Origin of the sequence: Shewanella sp. TB7-MNA-CIBAN-0143 (genome assembly GCF_040310065.1) — a bacterium.
GTDB lineage: Bacteria > Pseudomonadota > Gammaproteobacteria > Enterobacterales > Shewanellaceae > Shewanella.
The window spans coordinates 1-24,606 of record NZ_JBEOPL010000003.1; the positions used below are offsets into that span (position 1 = coordinate 1).

17 protein-coding genes, 1 tRNA gene and 1 rRNA gene are annotated in these 24,606 nt (G+C 36.5%); 8 read left to right on the forward strand and 11 right to left on the reverse strand.

Annotation, left to right across the window (positions count from 1 at the left end):
* Positions 1–173 precede the first annotated feature (173 nt).
* Both rrf and AAEY97_RS02865 read left to right on the forward strand, forming a co-directional pair.
* Positions 174–289 (forward strand): 5S ribosomal RNA (rrf, locus tag AAEY97_RS02860).
* Positions 290–395: 106 nt separating this feature from the next.
* A tRNA-Asp gene (locus AAEY97_RS02865) sits at positions 396–472 on the forward strand.
* Positions 473–646: 174 nt separating this feature from the next.
* Here AAEY97_RS02865 and AAEY97_RS02870 read toward each other — a convergent pair.
* From AAEY97_RS02870 to AAEY97_RS02880, 3 genes are all read right to left on the reverse strand, one after another.
* Positions 647–1,682 (reverse strand): IS630 family transposase gene (locus tag AAEY97_RS02870; RefSeq protein ID WP_502959429.1). Its coding sequence is split into 2 segments (ribosomal slippage): positions 647–1,216 and positions 1,218–1,682, totalling 1,035 coding nucleotides; the frame shifts between segments, so codons are not numbered across the junction.
* A gap of 77 nt (positions 1,683–1,759) precedes the next feature.
* Entirely contained in the window at positions 1,760–2,140 is a 381-nt protein-coding gene (locus AAEY97_RS02875; RefSeq protein WP_350996429.1) for a transposase, read from the reverse strand.
* 50 nt (positions 2,141–2,190) lie between these two features.
* Entirely contained in the window at positions 2,191–2,484 is a 294-nt protein-coding gene (locus AAEY97_RS02880) for a helix-turn-helix domain-containing protein (protein WP_350996432.1), read from the reverse strand.
* A gap of 56 nt (positions 2,485–2,540) precedes the next feature.
* On the opposite strand from AAEY97_RS02880, the gene AAEY97_RS02885 reads away from it, so the two are divergent.
* The 6 genes from AAEY97_RS02885 (at position 2,541) to AAEY97_RS02910 (ending at position 15,593) form a co-directional block, all read left to right on the forward strand.
* Positions 2,541–3,023 (forward strand): transposase, encoded by a 483-nt coding sequence (locus AAEY97_RS02885; protein ID WP_350996434.1) that lies wholly within the window; start codon positions 2,541–2,543, stop codon positions 3,021–3,023.
* A 556-nt stretch (positions 3,024–3,579) separates the two neighbouring features.
* A complete protein-coding gene (gene dptF, locus AAEY97_RS02890; RefSeq protein WP_350996437.1) occupies positions 3,580–5,184 on the forward strand; it encodes a DNA phosphorothioation-dependent restriction protein DptF in 1,605 nt (534 codons plus the stop codon).
* A gap of 2 nt (positions 5,185–5,186) precedes the next feature.
* Entirely contained in the window at positions 5,187–6,509 is a 1,323-nt protein-coding gene (gene dptG / locus AAEY97_RS02895; protein WP_350996440.1) for a DNA phosphorothioation-dependent restriction protein DptG, read from the forward strand.
* Positions 6,490–13,755: a DNA phosphorothioation-dependent restriction protein DptH gene (gene dptH, locus AAEY97_RS02900; RefSeq protein WP_350996443.1), complete on the forward strand. Its 7,266-nt coding sequence runs from the start codon at positions 6,490–6,492 to the stop codon at positions 13,753–13,755. Before dptG ends, dptH begins: the two co-directional genes overlap by 20 nt.
* Positions 13,756–13,915: 160 nt before the next feature.
* Complete coding sequence (locus AAEY97_RS02905; RefSeq protein WP_350996446.1) at positions 13,916–14,389, forward strand: hypothetical protein; 474 nt, start codon at positions 13,916–13,918, stop codon at positions 14,387–14,389.
* Complete coding sequence (locus tag AAEY97_RS02910) at positions 14,382–15,593, forward strand: DGQHR domain-containing protein (RefSeq protein ID WP_350996449.1); 1,212 nt, start codon at positions 14,382–14,384, stop codon at positions 15,591–15,593. Before AAEY97_RS02905 ends, AAEY97_RS02910 begins: the two co-directional genes overlap by 8 nt.
* Positions 15,594–15,672: 79 nt before the next feature.
* On the opposite strand, the gene dndE is transcribed toward AAEY97_RS02910, so the two are convergent.
* The 8 genes from dndE to AAEY97_RS02950 form a co-directional block, all read right to left on the reverse strand.
* Positions 15,673–16,023, reverse strand: a complete 351-nt coding sequence (gene dndE, locus AAEY97_RS02915) for a DNA sulfur modification protein DndE (RefSeq protein WP_350996452.1) — start codon at positions 16,021–16,023, stop codon at positions 15,673–15,675.
* Positions 16,023–18,062, reverse strand: coding sequence for a DNA sulfur modification protein DndD (gene dndD, locus AAEY97_RS02920; RefSeq protein ID WP_350996455.1), 2,040 nt, complete (start codon positions 18,060–18,062; stop codon positions 16,023–16,025). Before dndD ends, dndE begins: the two co-directional genes overlap by 1 nt.
* Positions 18,063–19,829, reverse strand: coding sequence for a DNA phosphorothioation system sulfurtransferase DndC (locus tag AAEY97_RS02925; protein ID WP_350996458.1), 1,767 nt, complete (start codon positions 19,827–19,829; stop codon positions 18,063–18,065).
* Positions 19,822–20,931 (reverse strand): DNA sulfur modification protein DndB, encoded by a 1,110-nt coding sequence (gene dndB, locus AAEY97_RS02930; protein ID WP_350996461.1) that lies wholly within the window; start codon positions 20,929–20,931, stop codon positions 19,822–19,824. Before dndB ends, AAEY97_RS02925 begins: the two co-directional genes overlap by 8 nt.
* A gap of 195 nt (positions 20,932–21,126) precedes the next feature.
* On the reverse strand, positions 21,127–23,025 hold the full coding sequence (locus tag AAEY97_RS02935; protein ID WP_350996464.1) for a DNA phosphorothioation-associated putative methyltransferase: 1,899 nt from the start codon (positions 23,023–23,025) through the stop codon (positions 21,127–21,129).
* 42 nt (positions 23,026–23,067) lie between these two features.
* The gene (locus tag AAEY97_RS02940; protein ID WP_350996467.1) at positions 23,068–23,238 is read right to left on the reverse strand and encodes a hypothetical protein; all 171 of its coding nucleotides are present in this window, start codon (positions 23,236–23,238) and stop codon (positions 23,068–23,070) included.
* A gap of 17 nt (positions 23,239–23,255) precedes the next feature.
* On the reverse strand, positions 23,256–23,831 hold the full coding sequence (locus tag AAEY97_RS02945) for a hypothetical protein (protein ID WP_350996470.1): 576 nt from the start codon (positions 23,829–23,831) through the stop codon (positions 23,256–23,258).
* 411 nt (positions 23,832–24,242) lie between these two features.
* Positions 24,243–24,500 carry a helix-turn-helix domain-containing protein gene (locus tag AAEY97_RS02950; protein WP_350996473.1) on the reverse strand — a complete coding sequence of 86 codons (258 nt, stop codon included), beginning with the start codon at positions 24,498–24,500 and terminating at the stop codon, positions 24,243–24,245.
* Positions 24,501–24,606: the final 106 nt, after the last annotated feature.

Here is a 24,606-nt window from a genome sequence, read left to right on the forward strand (position 1 = left end):
CTAACTTGTACTAATGACCCGTGAGGCTTAACCATACAACCCAGATGGGTTTTACTGATACGACTTAGTATTAGAATAAAGTGCTTAAGCAGTGCGAGAGACTCAAAAAGCAATCAGCTTTCCGAATTATTATTTAATGCCTAAAGAATAGTGCGTTAGATAAACAAAATTTGTCTGGAAACCATAGAGCTGTGGCACCACCTGATCCCATTCCGAACTCAGAAGTGAAACACAGTATCGCCGATGGTAGTTTGGGGTCTCCCCATGCGAGAGTAGGTCATTTCCAGGCGCCTAATTGACTCGAAAGAGTCGCTTCATTATGAAGCAAGTCTCCTAACCATGACACGTTAGCGACTTAAAAAGCATTTAGCATCGTGCGTAAGCAATTTGCTAAAGGAGCGGTAGTTCAGTTGGTTAGAATACCGGCCTGTCACGCCGGGGGTCGCGGGTTCGAGTCCCGTCCGCTCCGCCAACATTTAAAGCCCTTAAGCTGTTATAGCTTAAGGGTTTTTTACTTTTATGCGCCAAAATTAATATCCGCGCATTTCGTGACCGTGACCAAGCCGTGACCATTGGGTGACCAACGCTCTATTTTAACCGAGGGTCATAGCAAGCGCTGCTTGCCTTATAATACCATTCCTTATAACTAAGTGATCACTGTTGCCCATTGGCGATAGCATAACTTTTTCACGCGCTCCTTATCTGCAATGAATGTATTCCACGCCTCACTACAGGCGTCGACTATTGCCTCGTAACCCTTAAAACATCGATTAGCTAGCTTATGCTGTCTCAACCAACTCCATACTTGTTCGATTGGGTTCAATTCCGGTGAATAGGGTGGCAGCTTGACTATGGATAGATTCTCTAAATCCTCTGCAATGTCATTTGTATGCCAACCAGCACCATCCATAATCACAACAGCATACCGTCCGCTTGGTGTCGCCATGGAGATTTGCTGCAAGTGTTGACGCATTACGTCTTTGTTGATGTAGGGCGAAATGAAGGCTTCGGTGGCTCCGGTAGCCGGACACACTGCACCAAAAAGATGGGCATATTCGAATTGTTGTTGTCTCACGGCCTGTGGACGGGTACCTTTCTCAGCCCAGATTTTGGTGGTGGTATTTTGCTGACCAATACGGGCTTCATCTTGAAACCAAATGTCTATTTCTGTCGGTGATACATGGATCGGGATGTCAACGATCGTTGACAGGGGGAAGTTTTTTAAAATTCTCCATGACTTCAAAATCTTGCTTCGGATGTTTGGATCGACTGGAAAGCCAACTGAATCCGAGTTTATGAAGTATTTTATAGATGTGATTGAGGTGAAACGAAACTCCGAACTCGCTCAATATATAGATCCGTATATCCAGGCCTGTTAGCCTGCCGCCGGCCTCTGATTTGGCGGCATCACTCAACATCTGCGTTAATTGCTTAGTTTGCATGTCCGTTAATCGTGCAGGTCTGCCAGAAGACTTTTTACTCTCAAGGCCACTCACACCCAGGTTTAAATAATTGCTGACCCACAAATTCACTATACGGCGACTGACCTTAGTCATTGCAGCGATCTGTGTTCTGTTTGCGCCCTCAAGAAAGTGAGCTACGGCCAATAAACGCAAACGCATCCGGGGATCGACAGTTTGCTTAGATAGCCTGATTAATTCCAAACTCGTGTGTTGTTTCATTTTTAAAAGTAATTAGGAACTGATACAACAATTAGATCATATTTTTGAGCGGATTGGTATAATACCATTCCTTATAACTAAGTGATCACTGTTGCCCATCGGCGATAGCATAACTTTTTCACGCGTTCCTTATCTGCAATGAATGTATTCCACGCCTCACTACAGGCGTCGACTATTGCCTCGTAACCCTTAAAACATCGATTAGCTAGCTTATGCTGTCTCAACCAACTCCATACTTGTTCGATTGGGTTCAATTCCGGTGAATAGGGTGGCAGCTTGACTATGGATAGATTCTCTAAATCCTCTGCAATGTCATTTGTATGCCAACCAGCAACATCCATAATCACAACAGCATACCGTCCGCTTGGTGTCGTCGCATTGCATCTTTGTTGATGTAGAGTGAAATGAAGGCTTCTGTGACTCCGCTCGTCGAACAAACTGACCAAGTAGATGCACATATTCGAATGGCTGCTGTCTCACTGCCTGTGAAACGGGACCTGGTGGTATTTTACTGACCAATATGGGCTTCATCTTGAATCCAGATGTCTATCCCAGTCGGTGATACATGGATAGGAATGTCAACGGTCGTTGACAGCTGGAAGGTTTTAAAAGACACCATGACTTCATCATCTTGCTCCAAATGTTTGAAGCGGCTAGAGAGCCAACTGAATCCGAGTTTATGGAGTATTTTATAGATGTGATTGAGGTGAAACAAATAAACGAAATCGGTTAATATATCGATCCGTATATCTAGGCCTGTGAGTCTGCCGCCGGACTTAGATTTGGCGGTATCACTCAACATCTACGTTAATTACTTAGTTTGCAGGTCTGTTAATCGTACAGTCACGGGTAATTTCAGTGTGTGATAGAGAAGCAGACATACTGAGTTATATTCAAGATAAACAGAAGTATAATGAACGTTCCTTTTATCGAGCGAAACATTCTAGAGCGCAGATAGAGACTGACTCTACGTTATTTGAACATCTTGAATCACAAGCCGAACTGGGTGAATACACTATCGATATCGCCCAGAAAGGGACAAAAAATAGTAAAGAGAAGCCTGTAAACCGCGTGGGAAGAAAAGTAAAGCTAACCATTAAAGTGGCACAGGTTAGGTTCAAAACGAAAGGTGATACTAAGCCAGTAAACGTGGTGTACGCTCAAGAAAAAACATCAAAAAACGTTACCGAGCCGTTGCGCTGGGTGCTATTAACAACAGAGCCAATCGATACGTTAATTCAAGCACTGCATATTATTGATATTTACACAACAAGATGGCGAATTGAGGATTTTCATAAAGCATGGAAAACGGGTGCAGGAGCTGAGCGCCAAAGAACTTAGAATGAGCGGTTTCAATCTTAACTTTTACCGGCGTCCGTTTACTATAACTCAGAGAAGCTATCACTATCTCTTATTATTTACGTAAAAAAGGGCTGGTTGAGGAGGCCAAAGCAGTGGAGGCTCAACGCTGTGACACGGTACTCGAAGAAGATGAATGGAAGGTGCTAATGCGGTTTAATAAGCCTAGAGGGCATAAAGATAAAGGAGCGCCGAGTATGAAAAAGGCGTACAAATCAATCGCAAAACTGGGTGGTTTCACCGATACCAAACGAACAGGGATCGCAAGCTGCCGGCGGTTTTGGAAGGTTGAAGTACATTACAGTCTCATGTTGTAGGCTACCTAGTCGCGAAAGAAATGATTGCTGATGGCTAGAGCTTATGAGATCTGGTCAATAGACAGGATCCATAGCGTTTCATTGTTTGTGATCAAGTTTTACCATCAAAGAACAATTTGATACTGACATTCGGTGATAAATCCTGCATTATTAGTTGATATTAATTTTATGTTTTAGATATTAATCATTGTGTTAAGATTTGATCACTATAAGGAGATTTAGTGAATCTACAAGATGCTTTAGGCGTACTATCAAGATCATCGAAATATTCAGTATCAACTTTACGAACGGAAAATATCGTAGATGAGCTACAAGGGCTGAAAGATTACCTTTATATTACTCCAAATATTCAAATGGACTTTAAAGCTGCTTTGGAAGCGGCTCTTAGTAGCAATGACAGAAAAAATATCATATGTCTATGCGGAAGCTCAGGAGATGGAAAATCTGAAATCCTGACTAAGTTATATAAAAGATTCAGTAATTCTATTAATTTCCATTTAGATGCTACCCATAGTAATAGCCAACATAAATCTGCTATAGATTGTTTAGATGATAAGTTTGATGAGTTTAAGTTAAGTAATAAACCTTTAGCTATCGGCATAAATATTGGCATGCTTCAAAAGTTTATTAAACAAGGAGATGAACGTCATAATGATATCAAAGACTCTTTTGAGGCATATTTTGAAAATAGGCATATAAAAGGCTTTAAAGCTAAAGCTGTTAGCTTTTATGATTTCGAATGTTATCCAAGGTTGAATTTCTCATCTTCCAAAATCACCTCTGATTTCATATCTAAATTTTTAGCAAAACTGACAGAAGAAACACCAAATAATCCCTTTTATAAATATTACCAATTAGAATATAAAACTAGCTCTAATGTGGCAAAAAACTTTGAAGTTTTATCGTTAGCTTCATTCCAGAATAAGTTAATTGAATTATTTGGATTAGCGAGATTAATGGAAGAACAATTCCTTATTCCTCGAATTTTTGTAGATTTCATCTATCAGATATTAACAAGGGAAAATGAGGATGGAATTGTAGGGAATGTTTTTACTAAATTTGATAATGAATTTAGTCGGTGCTTTACTAAATTTGATCCTATCAATGTACGTAGTCAAGCGCTAGATAATTTCTACCTTGAATATACTACTCAAACGTTATCCTATGAAGTGAAAGATGATATTAATAGACTGTCATCTTTGATTAAATTCACATTAACCCCTAAAGGGTTTGTTCGTGCCGCATATCTCTTAGAGGAAGAATCACTTAAATCATCGCTAGCTGATTTTTCAAAAGCATCATTTTTACAAGAATCACTCAAGAATTACCTGGATTTAATTGATATATTTCAAAGAGAAAAATTAACGATCGAAGACGAAGAATTATGTTTAAAAGTTGTAGAAGAATTAATAGTTAATTCAGCATTAGAATACTCTAATAGACTTTTACCGTCAAATCTGGATGGCTTTATCGTCAGTAGACAGCTAAAAAATTATTCTGTCTGCAACAAGGTAAATATCCAAGCTGACGTAGACTGGATAGAAAACCATAAGTTAACATCAACGGACATAATCCCAATTCCGCTGATTATAAACAATGAAGCTGTTTACATATTTAATATTGACCTCAACTTTATGATTCAAACTGTTTTTATTTCAAATGGTTTTAGGCCAAATCGTCAAAACTTGGAAACTATAGCTAAGTTTGATGAGCTTATTTCACATATTGTCGATCGAACTACAAAAACCGAATCAATGAAATTGATAAGTAATAATAAAACTATTTCTGTTAGTAAAAATAGACGTAGATATACAGTTGAGGTATAGGAATGGAACATCTTAGTATTATCGAATCTTCTATATTAGATGTAGAGAAACTTATAGAAACCAATAATGGATCAGCATATAGCAATATTGCAGATAAGTTTTTACCCATCGGACCTCAACCACTTAAAGACCACAAGCTAGATTGGGGTCGTGTTTATCAATCACTTATAGAAGATTTATTTCAATTATCATTAGGCAAAAGAGACAGGGATCAGCTTAAAGAGGAGGTGTTAGAGTCTTTTCAAAATAATAGAGATACACGTGAATTAGTAGATGTTTTTGATGAGTTTTACCTATCATCCAATGCTATAAATAACATCACGCCTTTGGCATACTTGGTTAGTAACAAAGAAAATATAACATCTAGAACCAAAACAATGATTAATATTTTTCAGGGATTGTTAACATCACCTTTAAGTGACAAGTTAATATCTAGTGGGAATAATCCGCTTGAATCATTATTGATAGAAAAAATTCAACAGCTTTGTAAAACTAAGGCTTTCACTGAAGCCAGTATTACCTATTTACCATTTTTAGCTGCGACATTTTCAAAAGACATTAAAACACTAACAAAAAATCCTAGCTACTTCTTAAGCGAGTTAGAAGGCTTTATAAATATTTATACATTTTTGTATTTAACCCAATTAACCAAACACCTTTGCATTCCAGGTAATAGATATCAAACGCCTACAGCTAAACCGCTTTATTTCATATTAGAAACAGAAAGGGCAAGTAAAGAAAGACATGAGTGCAATCAATATGGGTACGAACATTTATTTAGTAAAACAAATGGCATTGCTTTGTATCTTTTTCCTTATTTAGGCTATTTGAGTAAGCTATCACATGAACCAAGTTGGATGTTTGATAATAATAATTCATCCTCTAAAGTAAATCAGTTTAATCAATGTATAGGGAACCTATTTGGTGTGGGTTATAGGTATGAAGATACACTTCAGGCTGCAGTTAACTCGGGTCTCAATTTACAGCAACAAATATTCGAAAAATCATCCAGAAAAGATGCAAATAAGAAAGTCGTAGAAATATTTGAAAAGAAATTCGCAGCAGAATTTATTACTGATAAAAAGACTTCTGGTAAATATTTTTTTTTAAATTCTACCATGTTATTGCTGCTTACCAATCTCGTAATAATCGGTTCGTCGGAAAGTCAGCTTCTTATTGATGATGTAATTGAAGGCTTTAAAGAGCGTGGCATTTGGTTGGATATAATGTCCAAGAAAGCCTTATTAAAATTCTACGAAAATGTAGGAAATATCGAAAAATTAAGTGACAGCGGAGATGCAGTCTATGTCAAAACTACCATTTGAAGAATTTTTAGCTGGATTGTTTTGTCAATTTATAACAACGTCTAAATCAATTGATACTAAATATCATTTTATCAGCTCTAATCCGGCACAATCACTTCAGTTATATAACGGGTTTAAAAATTTAAACTTTAAACCTCTTACAGTTGGTAACTCTACGTTGAATTATGTAGAGACTGAAAACGGTAAAAAAATTATCGTCATGTTACACCACCTAGGCGATCAAGATAATAACTCCAATCATGAAGATTATATCGCTGGCATTAGGGATGCGCTGAACGATATTGATGATGCCATCTTATTTGTAATCAATAATAGCTCATTAGAGACACTAACATCTACTTTTACTGATGTTAGTGTAAACAATAGTGTATTCACACCTAGATATGTGAATGATGCATTAAAAGCTCATGCAAAAGGGATTAAAGACGAATTAATTTTTAAATATTTGGTCGCTCGAACAGAACAAATTATTAAAGACCAAAATTTGAGTATTTTTGGCTATGAATCCCTCTATAATTCGATTCATAAAGAAAGAATTGACCTAAAGGAACACGGACTTTTCCCAGAGCCAAGACTATCAGACATTAGTAACGAAAAAGAGCTTAATAAAGAACTAGATAAAAATGCTAATTTGTCAAAAATAATTCGAGATAGAGTACATGATTTTGGAGAAGAACCCGTTGAACTCCAAAGGCAATTGGAAGATAAAGGCTTTAGTGAGCGTTTTATTAAAGAACAATTTACAGGCAAAAACAAAAGTGAATATAAAGACAGAACTTTTTCAGAAATAGAAGCCGAAATCGAACGGAATAAAGATAGAAACCTTGATCTTGTGGATATCGAAATTAATGGATCTAAACTCGAAGATTGGAAACGACTTTCTGAGACAGGAGCAGCCAGAAAAAATATATCCTTAATAGGAGAAGTAGCTCCTGGTATTATTGAATTAAAGATAAGGATGACAAGAGGAGAGCCTGCACTCAAACAAGACCAAATTTTTATTCATGGTGATCTTAAGCAAAATCAGATTGGTATAAGCACTTCTAATCACGAGCAACATTCATCGCTAAATATAAAAATTCCGTTCGAAGGTAAACCGACTTTTATACAAGTTATACTTAAGCGACCTTCTCAAAGAGAGTGCTTTCAATTCAACTGTTGCATTGTCGAGCAAGAGACTTTCTATTTACATAGCTTTTTTGAAAAACTAGAAGTTGAAATAAAAAGAAACAAAGGCAAACTTATTCTGGAAAATTTTCAAGAAAAAATAGCTCTAAATCCAGGGTATCTGAATATTTATAATTTAACAGGTTCTGAAAGTGTAATTAATTTGGAGGGTGTAAAAGAAATTAATTTCAGGCAAAGCGGTGAAGAAGATGTCTTAGGTGATTTTGAGTTAGTTTTAAACGACCATCACTTACCTATTACAATTACAGGCACAAAAATTATTGAAAGTGTCAAACTGCCTAGCTTATTTGATACACAACGAAGCATAGATATATTCGGTAATGACAGAATACCGAAATACAAGCCTTCAAATTCAAGAGTTATTATCAGTGGAAGAGAAAAGGAACTTTCTGTAAAATCGAAAGAACTATGTATTGATGAATATAAATTTATCAACGAAGGTGTTTTATATTTTGATGATAACGATCTCAACTCATTGTATTTAAATGATATAGAAAACGACTACCCTAAAGTAACCCAAGCATATAAAGCACTATTTCTATGGTTAAAAGAAAATGAGACTTTATTATCTATTACTAATTGGCCGCCTGAACTACTTAATTTAATTGAAACAGCGCTTCTTAATGTTAAATCTGAATTAGATAATATCCCTCAAGAATCACTCAACCAAAGAAGTCGTAATTTATTAAAAATAGGAATGCTTAAAAAGGGAAGTGAAGAACTTTTCAGTCCTTTCCATCCTGTTTGTTTGTCATATGCCCTAGAGTTTGCCAAATTAAGAAGTGTAGATAAGACAAACTCTTTTAGTCAGATCCCGCCTACAACTGTTGATAAATTTAATGCAGCGGGTCTACTACCTGTATTATTTGATGAAAGTGAAGGATTTGTTAGAACCCAAGCATTGGCTAATAATAAACTTTGGTTAGAAGTAGTGGCACAAAAAGATACTGGAAATAACTACATATCAACTTTAGTCTTCGAGAAAATTCAAGATTTTGTAACATGCTTTGATATGTTATTTCAACAGAGCAAAGATGCTCCTTTGATTATAAACTCAATAAATAACCGAAGAAACATGCATGTTTTCAAGGGTATTTTAAACTACTATAAAAAAACAAAAGGTAAGACGAAGAAAATACAAGTAAATATATACGATGAGCAATATCATTTTACTGCATTTGAAGATTTTTCTGAAACAAGAAAAATTGAAGAACTACGTGAGCTAGTTCGCTTAAACAGTTCAGATAAAGAAGCTGTTTTGGATGATCTAATATTCAAAATAAGAAAAAATGTTACTATTCATAAAGTAAGAGAATTTACTGATTATGATTATGCCCATTTAAGTTTTTTCAAAAATAATGAAGAAGTTACTCTACGACCAAATAACGTAAATGAAGGTAAGTCAGGCATTGTATGTAATGGTGTTTTATCCGGTGAAGCTTCTTATTTAGAAAATCAAGTTTTTTATACTGGTTTTGGCTTGAAGAATGTAAAAGTTGAGAATATATCCATTAGTTTAGCCTCCCTATATAACCAGTTACTCTTTGCGTATCGAGATAAATCGGCTAAATACATTAAAGGCAATGTACCAGTACTTGCAGTTAAAGATACGTTTAGAGATAAATTATCTAAGTCATATGATTCAAGTTTATGGACTTGCATCATTGACCCCAAAGTTACTCTAGAGTTTTTCGATACCAAAGATACAATATTAATCCACTATGCTGACCAATACACCAACTCAGTAGCATATGACGCTATAACAGTATCCTCTCGTGTAGCCCTTTATAAAAATTTATTACAAAGCCAATCTGATGAATTAATTAATTCTTTTAATGCATTGAATGGGCAATGGTTATTAAGCATTGTTAAAGAATCTGGTAAAAATAAAACGGAAAACACCAAAAAACAAATAAAGGAAAAACAAGGGATTGTTGCAGCGTATAAGTTTTTATCTAGTTTACTCATTACGAGTGATATTACTTGGGTTCCTCTATCCGTAGGTGAAATGCTCAGAGTAACTGGTAACCTTGGTTTAGAAATTAAAGACAATGATTTTTCTGCGAGACTACATAATAAAACTACAGGTGCATTATCTGACGACATCCTATTCGTAGGTATTAAAAATAATCAACTTGTATTATTACCGTTAGAAGTAAAAACAAGAAGGAATGGAACTGATTTTATCAAGGCTGTAAAGCAAGCAAAAGCATTAGCAGATCATATGAAGCGGCTACTTGAGCCAAAAACATTTAAAGGGAAAGTGTATCGCTCACTCTTTATCCAACAAGTTTTAACTCAAATAGACAAATTTGAATTATATAATGTTTTTCCTGAAAATTATTTTTCAAATATACGAAATAGTGCTGACTTATTATTACAAGGTGATTATGAGATTTGTGATCTAGCTAACTATCCAGAAGGAATAGCGTTCGCTGTCAATGAGGGTATGGAACGCTCTCGAATTGAGAGTGTTTTAGATATCGAGGTTAATGTTTTAAAACTTCGTTTGCCTCACGAATTTGTCAAAATGATCCATGAAAATTCTATAGAAGAGCTATCTAAAAAATACCAAAAACTCTCAGATTATCCAGAAATATCAAAATTAAGCTTACTCAAAAGCGACCTGACTATTTTTATCAACCAACCTATAGAATCTAATGGCGATGACTTTGTCACTTCTCCTGCGAATATTGAAAAAAATACATATGACGAACCTAAAAATGACGTTTATACAAATGCTGTACAAGAAAGCTTGGTAAAATTTGATTATCCTGATTACTTAACAATTTTTGTCGAAAAATTGTTAAGATATTTCAAAAAAGATATATATATAAATGATATCTTAACATTAATGGAAAGCGACTTAGATTCGGTTGGAGATTTTGACTCTTCTGATATCTTATCGTTTTATAGATTAAAAGATTCATTAACAAATATTGAATCAATTACCATACTAGAAGAAACAAAGGGTTATGAATCCGTCAAACTTAGTACTATAAATGTAACCGATGATTATAGAGCTTTAGTCAATACCTTGTTGAGAGAGTTTGGACAAAACTTAACAGTCAACCAATTCAAGGGGATTTCGATATCGTCACTAGAGGCTATTCGAGGCTTCGGTAAAGGTAAAGTGACTAAGTTTATGGAGTTTAGGGCGTTGCTAGACAAAGGTTCTCTTACAATTAGTTCACAAGGTGAAATGCACTCACAGTTAGAAAATTTCGACCTTGGCCTTGATGTACTTGAAGAGTATTTAATTACTGATCTTAAACGTTATTTTTTACACGAAAAGACCCGTGAGATTGATATTTTATCTCGTCGTTTAGGGTTAAATTGTGGTAATGAAACTCTAGAAGATATTGGTAATAGCTATGGGATTACAAGAGAAAGAATTCGACAAATAGAGTTAAAAGCTAAAAAGAACTTTATTGCAATGTTAAGTGTTTCACCAAAAGTTATTTGGGCAATAACAAAAACTAATCTCAGTGAATTAAGAACTCCATTGTTTCCTATCCTGAGGGATTATTTTAATACAAATAAAAGTTTTTATGCTTTCTTAGAAATTTGTTGTGCATTGGACGAAAATGAAATTAGAAAAGTAATAACTCCAAACTTGAGTAAGACCGTATTCGAAGAGTTTTGGGTGTGGAATAAGTCACCAGCAAATATAGAAGACTTGTCTTGGTTTTTACATGAAAATATGAATATTGAATTAGCTGTTGCTGAGAACCAAATTGTTATTTGGATTCAAGAATGTGTACTTGAGAGGAACGAAGAAGATGTTAAGCCACTTGCATTATCCAAAGTAGCAGGGATAGCCAATGCTCTGTTAGACTTCCCAAGTGGTGACAGTTATCAAAATGTACAAAAGCATGCTAATGAGAAGAACATTACTTCAGGCGGTTTTTATACTGATCGTCAAGAAAATACTTTAGGCTATGCTGCTGATAAAGAATATTTATATCAAAATGGACGTGGCACTTATAAACACATTTGTTATCTAAATATTAGTGATGATGATAAGCAAATAATTTTGCACAAAGTTCATTCCAAACTAAATGAATATAAGCATGCGGGAAGAGATTCTGTAAACCTACATGCTGATATATTCATACCTGTTGGTTTTGCAGAAGAGTATTATACGATTAGACATATTGTGAGGGCTTTTGGTGAATCGTGTGGTGTCTACTTTAATGGGAAATCAGGAGCTGATACAGTTAGCCTTGACAGTGAATTTAGTCTGGCTTCACAAAAAATAGTTTTAGTTGATTTATTTATTAAATCATTAAAACCTTTATCTAAAGTCGATGTGGCTTCAAAAATTAGAAGCCAGTCGCTTGGGCATGCGTCATTCTATTTGGATAAACTATTAACCGATGGCGAAATACTTCGAATCGATGAAACTCATTATGCACATAAAAACAACGCTTTTAATGGTGTAGATATAGATGCTATTTTAAATCTTGCATTCGACTATATAGATAAAGATGATCGTATAATCGAAGGTGAAAAAATACAGTCTCATTTAAATATGCACTTAGATAAGGAATATAATAAATATTTCTATATTTCTTTACTAAAATCGCATGCAATTGATTTTGGAAAACAATATTTTTTTAGACAAAATCTTGTTTCTAACACTGAAATTAAATATACAGGTTTATCTGATATTTGTAGGGAAGCATTGGATAATTCGTCGAATCGGGATGAAGCTTTTGCTTTTGTTAATGAGCGCGTATGTATCCATAAACATGTTTTAGCGCGCTGCTTTAGTCAATCATCATTAGGTTACACTAATAATGGTGATACTTCTGTAATAGTAAATGAATACGAAACTAATATTTCTCCAACACAAACCATGGTTGAATCCTTCCCAGTTTGTGAAACCAAAGAACTAACCGATATTTCACTATTACCGCTTAAGGTACCCAATATAGAAAATTGTAGGATTTTGATTGGTATATCATTAGATATTCAACAGCCGATCTATTGGGAGTATGGTAATAAAGAGCTAGCTAATAGACATCTAATTGTTTTTGGTCGGTCAGGACAAGGGAAAACCTACTGTATACAAGGATTATTGATGGAGCTAGCTAAACATCAACTTAATTCTTTGGTAATAGACTATACAAATGGTTTTTTACCGGAACAGCTAGAACCAGAGTTTAAAGACAAAGTACAACCGCGAACAGATTTGGTTGTTCATAAGCCACTAGAGATAAACCCTTTTAATAAACTAACGCAAGAAGTTGCAGGCTTTGAGATAGCTGATAAATCACATGATGTGGCTTCTAGGGTTGCATCGGTTTTTAATGCTGTTTATTCAGATATTGGTAGCCAACAATTGCCAACTTTAATCAAAGTGATTGAAGAGGGGCTTGAGTTGCATGGCGGCAATTATAGCTTTGATCTAATGTTAAAAGACTTGCAAGACGAAGGAAAGCATGGCGAAGCATTGGCCAATAAACTTAACCCTATGGTAAGAGCAAACCTTTTTTCATCCGACATTTTGTCCAAAGGATGGGAAGGTATCTTTAAATCCGAACAACCGACGACTCGATTAATTCAACTTGCTAGGTTATCTAGAGATATATGGCGATTAGCTACAGAGTTTATTCTTTGGGATTTATATGCTTATGCATGTACCAATGGTGATAAAAATAATCCTTTACCCGTAGTGCTAGATGAAGTTCAAAATCTAGATCAAAAACTAGATAGTCCACTCGGAAAGATGTTAACCGAAGGGCGTAAATATGGTCTGTCGTTAATTCTTGCTACGCAAACATTAAGTAATTTGAAAAAAGATGAACAAGATCGTCTATTTCAAGCAGCGCATAAATTATTTTTTGCACCAGCAGAAACTGAAATTGATAGCTACGCTAAATTATTAGAGCAAGCAGTACCATCTTCAAGTAAAAAAGCTTGGTTACAAGAATTAGCTAAGTTGAAGAAGGGCGAATGTATATCTGTAGGTTTGCATATGAAAGCTAATGGACAAGTTGAGCAAGGGGCAAGAGTGGTTAAGGTTTCTTCTTTAAGTTCGAGGCTAACGTGATCATTAATTTACATATGAGAATAAGAATTATTTATCAAGATATTCGAGAACTAGAATAACACACTAGTCTGTATATTGATGGTGATAAGCAGATTAGGCGGATTAAAGATAAAGCTTTTTGGAAATTAATTGATGAGTGATATTACGTGGAGAAAAGTGTATGTCTTTTTTTAAATTCCAAGGACATAGAATTATAAATGCATTTTTTAAGTCAGCTTTTTGGAAGGAAATTATAATTTTGATTCCATTCTCTATGGTGGGGATATGGTGGCCTGTTTGGTTTGACTGGCCTGGATACAGTAGCTATTTACTACCTGCAGCTTGGTTTACATTTGGTATTGGTTCGCTTGTTTCCATTATGCTGCATAGAAGCTTTATGACCGAAGATACAGATAGGTTCAAATATGCCAATACAATAGTTGTAATTCTGTTATCCATTATTGGTGGTTTATTTTATGGAAAAGCATTATCCATGAACTTACAAAATAAAGAATTAGATTGTTTATTTTTAAATTTAAATTTTTTAGAGTGGGCTATAGTACTTAATGTATTTGTATGGATATGGAACTTGATATCGACAAGTGATTTTGATTCTAAAGATTCTGGAAGTCCATTGGGAGAAAACCATGACTAATCTATATGAAATTCCGGCTTTTAAAATAACTCAACCTTTAGGGACATTTTATGTCTTTAAAATGAAAGCGAATGAATTATATTCAATATCTTATTCAGCTAGAGCTAAATATAAAAAAAGTGGTTTTTTAAATAATGTGTTCTCCCCAATAACTGGAACGCAAAGACCATTAGAGGATGGTAGAGATAAAGAGATTGCTCAATATGTAAACTCTGTAGAATGTGCAATTCCAAATTCTATAGTTATAGGTGCTAATATTTCTGAACAAGGGGGCCTAGTTAACAACAATGAAAGATGGCGTGTAGAAGAAGATGCTTCAGGTGCATGCACGTTAATTATACCTACAGATAAAAAGTTAGCTTCTATTATTGATGGTCAGCATAGATTAGCAGGATGTATTAAATCTGAGCGTAAAGACCTTGAGTTATTATGTGTTGTATATTTAGATCTGCCAACTCCTTATCAGGCATATTTGTTTGCTTCAATCAACGCAAATCAGAAGAAAGTATCTAGAAGCTTAGCATATGAACTTTATGGCTTCGGTACTGAAAATGAGGATCGTATAACTTGGTCACCAGAAAAATTATGTGTATCCATTGTGCGGAATTTAAACTTTTCAAATGATAGTAAAATTAAACATAAGATTATTCTGGGTGCGCAAGCATTTGAAGATAAAAAAGGATATTTATCTTTAGCTGCTTTAGTTGAATCAATATTGCGATTAATTACTTCCAATCCAAAAAAAGATAGAGATATTATACTTCACTATCGAAATGAAAAAGGTCGTGAATCTTTAGGTGGAAACACTAAATTACCACTTAGGGTGATGTATATAAATGGAGAGGATAAAAATATTGAAAAAATTATTTTTGATTTCATCAATTTTATTTTCAATGATGACCATTATGACGAAAAATCATATTTGTACAAAACAGTCGGTGTACAGTCATTATTTACGTTGCTCAAACGATATTTAAGTAATAAAAAAGGTGAATTTGATATCAATGATTTCAAATTATTTTGTCAACCGATTTGGAACGTTGATTTTTCTAATGATTATTTTACAGCATCAGGTATTGGTAAGTCGCGAATTTTAAATACACTTTTAGTTTCCACTGGTCTATTGGATGTAGAAAAGGTAAGGAATAAAAATGATGGTAAAAAAATAAAAAAACTCCTTATATCTTATTATGATATAAAATAGTGATTTTTGGCCAAACGATATTTAAATTAGTTTGGCCAATCCTAAAATTTATGATTTATTTCATTGGGGGGCTACATCTTTATAGTTTTATCGATAACTCAAATAAGCTTTTATGATTTCTTATTGCAGCAATCCCATCCTCAACATGTGCCGCCCACGCGGCCATAAGTTCTCTTCCTTGTAAATCGGGGTAGTGCATCTTCATCATCAATTCGGTCACTAGTTGGGTGTCTCCCATCCAAGTGATTTTATCTAACACCAATGCACCATCTAGTTTTATCGTAGCAGTATTAGTGCACTTAAACCCTGATTCAATAGACCTAAAAAACGCGACTCTTGCTGAAACGTTGGGTGAAATCCCCGTGAACTGTTTAAGTTTTTTTAAATTTTCTTCAGTCTGTTTAGTTAAATTCATGCGATTAGGTAGCATCAGTTCGCTCCTACTTTTTTGTGTTGTTGGCCATGATTAGCACTTTGTTGCTGAGTATGCGCTTCCCAAAAATAACCTTCTTTTAAACTAGATGATTTAGTTTTACCATCAAACTGGATTTCAAAGGCATGTGAAATATCATCTTTAAGATAATCGCTGCCAAAATATTGTTCATCAATTTCAGTATCAGTCGACAGAATGATGACTTGATGGCTTGCCTCAGGAAAGTAATGTTCTATTAGTTTGTCACGATGTTTCGAGTCGAGTCGGCCTAGCGGCGTATCGATGATTATCGGCAGCTTTTTACCCGACGTTTTACCCAAAGCTTCTAATATCGCAATAGCGTAAATTTGCTTTTCACCGGCAGACAATCCTTTTCGGTTGATAACGTGCTGATTTTCGTCAATTAATTCAACATCAAATGTATCTGTGTTGATGCGTGCAGATAATTTTAAGTCTTCTTTACGAGCAAGCTTTTGATAACTTTTAATAAACTCAGTTTCAAGCTGCTTTACTCTTACAGCTGTTAGTTGTTCACTAAAGTCTGCAAGTAATGCATGGGTATTTAATGCATTGGCGACAGAGGCTTCTGCAGTTGAAGCTGTTTTATGTTTGTCATGCAGCTTTTGCACTTTACGGGCGAAGTCTATGGCTTCACGGTATTTTCGTTTAGCATCTTCGGTAAGTTGTTTAAATTCGATAATTGCACTTGTGCGCTGGCTGTTGAACTTTTTAAGCAGCTCTAACTGTTCTTCAAGTTGTTCTTGCTCTGGCGCACGCGCGATATTGATTGAGATATTAGCAATTTTTTCTTCAACTATTTCTAGGCGTTTACGGGCAAGGTCGAATCGTTGATACGATTCGCTAGCACGGCTATTAACTTGCGCATTAACTTGATCAAATTCTCGGTCAGAGATATCTAATAAGATGTCAGTATTGCTTTGCGCTGCTTGGCGTTCTTCAAAGCAAGATTTTATTGTTTGGATAGCGACAAATGAGTCGGATAAACCAAATGATAACTTTTGCTCAAGCTCTGCCATAAAGTCAGTTAATTCATTATTAAAGTGTTCAACTTGTTTTGTTTTTTTCTCGGCTTCAAGCTGATTTAACAATTTCTGTAATGCTTTGGGCGCCAGCGCAAAGGGCAGGTTGCCTTCGATTTCAGCCCTTAAGGTTTTTTCTAACTCTTTGCGCTCTGCATCAAGCTCGTACTGTTGTGCTTTTTCTTGTTCACGTGATTGTGCCCAGGCACCGCCACGAGAAGATAGCTCATTCTCTGTTTTTGCGATATCAGTGGCAATCAATTCAACTCTGGCACGGCAAAATGCAGACTTGTTGGCAAGCTCAATGGCTTGATGCTCAGCATCTTTACGCTGCTGCTCAAGTTTATCAATTTGCGCTTTGATATTTTCAGGCATTGCGGCAGCATCTTGACGTTTTAAGAATATGGCTAAATCGTTTCTCAGTCTTTCTGCGACATCTATACCTAATAAGCGGCGAACGGCTGTTTGCAATACTTCGCCAGAATCATCTTCAGCGAGTTCGGCAATTTTTTCTCCATCGAAGAAAAATAAGTCAGATATCCCGGGCGGGATCAGCTCATTTAAAAAGCTCTGGCATTGCTCGTAACTCATACTACTGAGTTCGCTATTATCTTGTTCTAAAACGAGCTTATCTTTATGGCCTTTGCTCCAGCCACGAGTTACACGGTACTCGTTTTCAACACCATTTAAACTGTGAGTAAAAACAAGTTGGATTGAGGTTTTGTTTTCACTGATACCGATGCCATTGTGAATTAATGCATCGAGTTGCGCTTGATATTCAGCGGTGTTCATACCTCTACCAAATGCAGCTCGCCCATATAGAGCGACACGTACGGCAGACAGTATTGAGGTTTTACCTGCACCATTTAAACCACCAAATAAAATAATTGGAGCAGCTTTAGTTTGGTGCTTATTGACTACTCTTGGTTCGAGGTCTATTTCATGAACACCTCGAAATACTCGAAAATTATTTATCACCAAGCTTTTGATAATCATCTAGAATTCCACCTTGGTTTGTTTTTCAAGTGCGAGTATTTCAGCTTCATACTTATCTATTTGGTCTTTATGAATATCGAAAGCAGACTTACTTTGTAGTTCAGTATGCTTTTCTTTAATCTGTTCAAGTGTTCCCCAATCTTGTCTAAGCAAGGTGCCTATTTTGTCGAACACGCCACTACGGCGGCTAAGCCCTTCTAGAGATAACTCGAGATCTAATAACTTTTGAACCATTTCTGGTTCTACATTGTGTTGCTGGCTAAGTCCTTGAAGGATTTGAGCCTCAACTTCACCAAAGCTGCTGTTATCGTTAATGACCCAATTAAGATCATTACCGTACACATTACGATAGATTGTGGGTAACGAATCTGCCCAATCTGGCTCATTGGGATCGTTTAACCATTCTTGCCGTATTGCATGTAGCTCAGGCTCAGTGACTAAGGTGACTGAGTAACCATCTTCATTAAATGTTTTCTGTTGTACTAATAATTCTGTTAGCCATTCTTTACGATACTTTAACCAGTAAGGGCCTGGTACATGAGCTCGCTCTGAAGATAGCTCTTGTCCTTCTTTTACTCTTTGATAGTTGACGCGGCCCTGTCGACGTTTATAGTTTCGGTATATTTCTTTGTGGGCTGGAATATTGGTTTCCGCTAACTTATTACGAAACGTTAAAAGAGGTTGCATCCATTCTTCGCCGCTTTTGATTAAACTTTCCATTGCGCGGTCTTTGGTGACAACGGTACAAGTCCAGCAACCAAATCGTGAGTTACCGCAAGAGGGCGTGCTGTCATCAATGACCATTGGACATTCGCCCTGATCAGATGAGTCTTTATACAAATTCCAAAGTGTTAAATTATTAACGCCCCAGGGTGTTTGCCATTCAAGATCATATTCGTTTGACCATTTTTTTCCTATGCCCATAGGGGAAATGGTGACTTCAAGGCTGCAAGATCGAAGGAGTTTCCACACATCATCCATGCTCCAGGTATCAATTGGGGTATAGATAAAAGCATTTGATAGTGTGGTATGGCGAGCTAAACGGGTATTTTCAATTTTGTGTTTAGCAATAACCTGTGCACGAGAAGCACTTTCTTGGCTGCGCGACCCTAGAATTACGATGACTTCATCATGAGTCGATACTTTGTCTTTAATGAAGTTACTGACAGGATCGATTTTCATCCGCTCAGTACACCAACGGAAGCTTTGAGTCGGGGCAGGGTAACCTTTGCCTAACAAGCATGCCCAAAAACTTTGATCTGGTTTCGGCACTACTTTATGCGTGGTTATTGGTAATCCATCACGTCTTGCTTGATTGCCAATTTGTTCTAATGAGCGATTAACGTGATCAACCACAAGTGGTGTTTCAACTAAGGTGTCAGATGCAACGATAAAAATAGGTTTAGTACGCTTGGCTTCATCTAGTGACAGTAAGGCTAAGTATATTAATGTAACCACTGCAGATGAATCTTTACCGCCACTGTAGCCAATAACCCATGGGCGATTATCAGCACAATAAACATTTTGCACGTCATCTATAAAGTGTTTGAGTAAAAAACCTTCGTTGTGGCTGTGCTCTTTTAATAAATCACGGCATAGATTAATACTAATCTGATGCTTTAATGCATCATCAAGTTTGTCATATTTATGCAGCTCAGCAGGGAGCGTATTACTATTTTTGTATCGCTTGAAACCAGCAAAAAATTCTTTATGAATATAGTCGTTCTGCTCATCATCTAGCGCATCGGCTTGGAATAAATCAGCCATTAGATGCCTCACTATTGGGAATGTATTGATTTTCTAGGGTGCGCTCGTCTGGGGTGAGCGAAAGAGACAATGCATGCTTAAGAGCATTGGTTGTTAGCATGATATTGGTGGAAGCTTTACTGAGCTTGCCATGTAACATACTTCTATTTGCCCAAATAGGATTAGACTTTTTCCAATCCACATTTATTAGTTTTTTGATTGTTTCTTTCCACTCGTCTGGTTGAGCAGTAATTAGCGCACAACCTAATGAGCCTAAAGCATGTAATCCAACGCCATGGGCATGTACATACTCTTGACGAAATTGAGAGGGAGCAAGTTGCTTATTAATAACCATTTGCCACTCAGGTGTTGATTCATAAACAGCTTGCCAAAACTCAGCAGCTAATTCTTTTTCTTGTTCAGTAAAACAGTCTTTCATGCCTTTACCAAATAACGCTCTATTAGCTTGCTTTAGGCTGCTTAAGGTAAATAACTTGCCGCTTTTTGAACTGATGCTGGATTTTTCCATTTCTGTAAAACCTGCAAAAGGTTTCACTTTTTGGGCAAGGTATCTAGCTAATTCACTGCTTTCATCACGGCTATCGTAAAGTGCGGCTAAAGAAGGACTTGGTTTAACAGCATATTTATTTAAGTCAGCAAACATTTGTTGGCTGCGAGTTAGGCCTTCATCGACAAAAAACAGCACTGGAATATTGTCATATGCAAGCTCTGGACGTTCTTTTAATGCAGCTTCTATCGCTGCACGTCTATGCTGCCCATCATTAATAAGGATCTGTGCATTCATAGGGATTCTTAACGTGCCTAAATTTGATGATTCTGAGTGTTCACTTTCATCAAATGAAACACTCGAAGCCACAGATACTGTTAACGCAGAAAATACATAGTCGTCAGGATTATCGACAAGATAACGCACCATTTCAGGTATACGCGCTTTATTTAATGTGCGCTGTGCACGCAATTCTGGCGGTACTTCATCTTCGTCAAAGACGAAAATTTTGGGAATGGTGCTTAATGGACAAGTAGCAATATAGAATGGTTTTCCAGCCTGGATCCCTCTAACAGCAGGGAAAGAAAAACAATATCCGTCTTGTGCACTTTTCATCACGATAGCCTAACGTTAAATTTGACGTGAATTATAACGGCTAACGTGAAAATATCACGTTATTTATGGTTTTATTTAAATATTTGACGTTAGTTTGATGGTTTTTGACGTAATTAAGCAGTTTGGATAGTAGAAAACAGACGATATGATAAATTATTAACACGATTTTCTACAGCTAAAAGTCATGAATAGAATTTAAATTGAGTGCTCTTTAGTAGTTTCACTTACTAGATAACAATGCTTATCCATCAACACCGGCCTCTTATCAACTTCCACATAATCAAAAAAGTCGACATCGAGCTGCCACATTTTGACCTTGATGCGTTCACGTAAAGTAGGTAACGGGATGGTGTCAAAGTTGTCGTAGCCCATGAAACTGACTTTACCTGATGTGATGTGAATTTTGACTAAATCAATTTCATCCAGCTCGCCATACAGTTGTACTGCTGCGCCAACATAAACACGCAGTAGTGCAGGGAGGTAACTTAAATATTGCTTATGAAATTCTAGGGAGTGGCCAGTATTGAGTTTACTTGCGGGCAGTTTGCTGTCGTGTGCGTCGATACAAGCTTGTTCAATAAGTTGGGTATCTGCGATGGCAAATAACAATACTTTGGCTTCATTGATAGCGACTTTATAGGTATCAAAAAATATTTTGATGTCACGTTTTTGCTCTTCGGGAAGGTGGCTGTAGCCTTTGTGTTGTTCAAACTGACTTAATGCAAAATATACCAGTAAGTCTTCACGCCTTAAGGCTATGGCTTGTTCAAATTCAAGTTCAGCGGATTCGCCTTGTACTTGTATGAGTAATTTAAAGGCTTTTTTAGCGTTACAGAAATGCATTCTAATGATGGCGGAGTCGGCAAACTCGTCATCTACTGGTAAGCGGCCAAGCTCTAAGCATCGGTCCCAAAAAGCGGTTAACAATGTTTGGTGTTGGGTGAACAATAATCGCGCTTGTTCTTCGGTTGTTGGCGTCGGTGTGGTTATTTGATGCCATTGATGATGGCGTTGATGGCGCTTGGCTAAAAAGCGTTGTTCTTCAATTTTGTCGCGGAAAATATAATAAATGCCTGGCGCAGCAGCGATAGCATTTTCGTCTAAAGTGCGTTCGATATAACCTTTTAGCTCTGCTTGGGCATAATATTTTTGAAACGTATTACGTGAGGTAATGACACCGTCTTTATAGGGGGTAAATTGACTAATAAAGCTGTCATTTGCCAGCATGGCTGACACTACCAATAACTTTCTAGAAAGATGCCAAGCGCCTCGTATAGCTTCCGTTCTTTCTATTGCGTCTTCGATGACGTTAATGACAAAACCAATGTTGACAATGTCGGACTCCACTTTGTCTGAGTCTGGGCAAAAGTTAGGGTCCCAACCTAGTGCTTCTAAACCGTGGGCTTGTAGCTCTCTTAAATCGTCCCCTCGACCACAGCCATAATCAAATACACTGTAATCACCATTTAAGTAACTTTGTTTTGCTAGATGTTTCATCGGTGAGCTTAGATCATGCCGTACCAATGCGGTTTTATATCGGTCTATATTGCTGCTGTCATCGTTTGCAGATGCAAAACTAGAACTTCTAAAAAGTCGTCCATCAACGAGTTCATAACCATGCTGTTGGATTATTTTTTCCCATGACTGTTTAAAACCTATCATGCGACTTTTGGCATACAAGCCTGCATTTTCACCTTCTTGTGTTATGGCGACAAATTCTTGGTAACAAGCATGTGAGATTGGCAACATGGTTTCTTTGCGATGCAAAATGGGTGGGTTGTCGCTGGACATGTATTGGGTGATGCGATGTTCAAGTTTACTTAAATCAACGGTGACGCTTTGGGTAAGTGCAGGGTAGGCTTCGGTAAAAAAAGTAGGGTATGACAAGAGTGATAATTTAAATTCAGCTTTACTGAGCTTAATAACTTGCCAATCGTCGAATGGGATTTTTAACGCATTACTCACCGCAATGATGAAACCACTGAGTTGTTCATCTATTTCAGCGAATCCGTCCTGGTGTAGATAATGGGCGTCGGGTAATTTTTTACCTAACGGCATTGTTGTTATTAGTTTTTTAAATAAAACAGCATCCATAATGTATTTCCGTTTCGTTTAGGTGATAAATCTCAACGACGTTTACTTTTGTTCGATTAAGTACCAAAAACTGTTGCCTTGTTTTTTGTGGTTAATTTTTCCTGCTTGGCGCATATGCATTAAATGACAAGAGGATACTTTTAGCCGTCGCATGGTGTCTTTACTGCTTAGCCATTGCGACGTTTTATCTATTTCTGTTTGAGGTTTATCCATACTGCCTCGTTTTACTGTTAATAATCCACTTGCTGAATAACCGTTATGGCTAAGTCGTCACGGCCTTTTTTAGACGGTACTCTGTGGCCAGTGTCGGCATTGGTTTTCATAGTTTGAATAAATTGGTTTTGTTCAGGGCCAAAGCTAATGTGTAATGGGCGGTCCTTACCATAGTAGTAGAGACGATCAAATTGTAGGTTTTGACATATCCAAAGTGCGACGTGTTGCATGGAGATTGCTGTATTGTTAATGGGAAAATCACATGCTGCGCCAAGTCTTTTGCAAATCAAATATTGCTTAGTATTAAGCTCGTGTGCGCAATGCTGATCTAAATGTGGCGCAATGTGGGGATTAACATTTTTTGCAATAAGTCGTGCGAGTTCAGGTGAACAAAACCCGTAAGTTAGCGTTATTGGACCAAATTGATCGACAATGGGGTCGAGTACATAAGTGGCCAGGGCACTGAGTGCTTTCCAAGATTCACTTTGCTTAGGAAGATTTTGAAGTCGATGACCTATTACTGTATCGCCGCATTGAATTAAATCCGTATAAGTAAAATGATCACTTGCTGATAAATGATGATATGGATTCAATTTATTGTATGTAACGCTGGTTTACTGAAATCTAAATCCAAGATACCTCTTAAGGGAACCGTTGAATAGTATCGATTTAATAATATATGTCAAAATCCAAGTTGAAGTACCCAGTACTGAGAATTGACCAGCAGGTGATTACACAGTTTAAAAGACAAAAATGCTGTTTTAAAGCATTTTTATTCTGGGTTAAATGGTATTCCATGTGCATTAACTTATATGCTGTCTGGTAACATTTAAGGTGACTTGTGCTTAGTAGGTTTCTAACCCAATGGATTCAACTGTTATAGATACTCAAAAACTCTGCTTCATGCCTCTCTCCGCAAGTATTGAGTATCTTTATTTATTGAATAATTTTTTTATAGTAGCGTCTTAAATTTTACTTTCAGCAAATGACTATTATAGCTATAGCTAATTATTTTTTTCAGTCTCTTCGTCATCTGCATTCTCATCTTCTACATAAGCCAATAAATCACCAGGTTGACAAGCAAAGTATTTACACAGCGCATTGATAGTGTCTGTATTGGTTACGTTGCCAGATACGTTTGCAATTCGAGTCAAGGTGGCTCGGCTGATGCCAGTTTTCTCGCCTACCTCCGAAAGTGTTATACGTCGTTTTTCATGAAACGATTTTTCATCTAATAATTTTATTAAAAAAACTCTGATCATTATAGTATCCATACGTCATTTTAATCATGATTGTATCAAATGCCTCATACATGATGCAAAATGTATTGACTATTGAATTTTTGTGAGCCATATTACTCCTAGATGA

Bases quoted from the DNA above. Each gene is read 5' to 3' on its own strand.
- dndB (WP_350996461.1), bottom strand. From the start codon at position 20,931: ATGAAAAGTGCACAAGACGGATATTGTTTTTCTTTCCCTGCTGTTAGA.
- AAEY97_RS02950 (WP_350996473.1), bottom strand. From the start codon at position 24,500: ATGATCAGAGTTTTTTTAATAAAATTATTAGATGAAAAATCGTTTCAT.
- AAEY97_RS02935 (WP_350996464.1), bottom strand. From the start codon at position 23,025: ATGGATGCTGTTTTATTTAAAAAACTAATAACAACAATGCCGTTAGGT.
- AAEY97_RS02940 (WP_350996467.1), bottom strand. From the start codon at position 23,238: ATGGATAAACCTCAAACAGAAATAGATAAAACGTCGCAATGGCTAAGC.
- AAEY97_RS02925 (WP_350996458.1), bottom strand. From the start codon at position 19,829: ATGGCTGATTTATTCCAAGCCGATGCGCTAGATGATGAGCAGAACGAC.
- dptH (WP_350996443.1), top strand. From the start codon at position 6,490: ATGTCAAAACTACCATTTGAAGAATTTTTAGCTGGATTGTTTTGTCAA.
- dptG (WP_350996440.1), top strand. From the start codon at position 5,187: ATGGAACATCTTAGTATTATCGAATCTTCTATATTAGATGTAGAGAAA.
- AAEY97_RS02905 (WP_350996446.1), top strand. From the start codon at position 13,916: ATGTCTTTTTTTAAATTCCAAGGACATAGAATTATAAATGCATTTTTT.
- dndE (WP_350996452.1), bottom strand. From the start codon at position 16,023: ATGCTACCTAATCGCATGAATTTAACTAAACAGACTGAAGAAAATTTA.
- AAEY97_RS02875 (WP_350996429.1), bottom strand. From the start codon at position 2,140: ATGTGCATCTACTTGGTCAGTTTGTTCGACGAGCGGAGTCACAGAAGC.
- AAEY97_RS02880 (WP_350996432.1), bottom strand. From the start codon at position 2,484: ATGTTGAGTGATACCGCCAAATCTAAGTCCGGCGGCAGACTCACAGGC.
- dndD (WP_350996455.1), bottom strand. From the start codon at position 18,062: ATGATTATCAAAAGCTTGGTGATAAATAATTTTCGAGTATTTCGAGGT.
- AAEY97_RS02910 (WP_350996449.1), top strand. From the start codon at position 14,382: ATGACTAATCTATATGAAATTCCGGCTTTTAAAATAACTCAACCTTTA.